We start from the raw sequence: 669 nt of genomic DNA, 5'->3' as shown, positions 1-669 counted from the left end.
GAAAACTACCTGTTTACGGACAATGGTATCTTTTATTACCGCTAAAAGGAGGTGGAGGAACTTGGAAGAAATGCGGATTTACATTGCCAACTTAGGCAAATACAACGAGGGCGAACTGGTCGGGGCATGGTTCACGCCGCCTGTGGACTTTGAGGAAGTCAAAGAACGTATCGGTTTGAATGATGAATATGAGGAATACGCCATCCATGATTATGAGCTGCCCTTTGAGATTGACGAATATACCCCCATTGAGGAAGTCAACCGCCTGTGTAAAATGGTGGAGGACTTACCGGAGTACATTCAGGAGGAACTATCAGAGCTGCAATCCTACTTTGGCAGTATCGAAGAACTCTGTGAGCATGAAGACGATATTATCTGCCATTCCGGCTGTGACGATATGGCGGATGTGGCTCGTTACTATCTGGAAGAAAGCGGACAGCTTGGGGAACTTCCGGCACACTTACAAAACTATATCGACTATGCTGCCTATGGGCGTGACATGGAATTGGATGGAACCTTTGTTGTCACGAACCACGGCGTATATGAAATCTTACGGTAGACCCGTCTGTATCTCCTTTGGGAAGTGCAGGCGGCTTTTTGATTCAGGGGCGGCTTTTGCTGCCCCATCTTTTAGAAAGGACGGACAACATGAAGAAAATACGAAGCTAT

Annotated in this window: 1 protein-coding gene; it reads left to right on the top strand. The window is 46.8% G+C overall.

Going from position 1 to position 669, the window contains the following annotated elements:
- Positions 1-61 precede the first annotated feature (61 nt).
- Positions 62-559 (top strand): antirestriction protein ArdA, encoded by a 498-nt coding sequence (locus tag DWZ40_RS19185; RefSeq protein WP_118544367.1) that lies wholly within the window; start codon positions 62-64, stop codon positions 557-559.
- The last annotated feature ends 110 nt before the right edge of the window (positions 560-669 follow it).

It is taken from the genome of Clostridium sp. AF32-12BH, from assembly GCF_003477935.1.
Classification (GTDB): Bacteria; Bacillota; Clostridia; order Lachnospirales; family Lachnospiraceae; genus Brotaphodocola.
The sequence above is the reverse complement of the archived record's forward strand: the minus strand, read 5'-3'. Positions and strand labels throughout refer to the sequence as shown.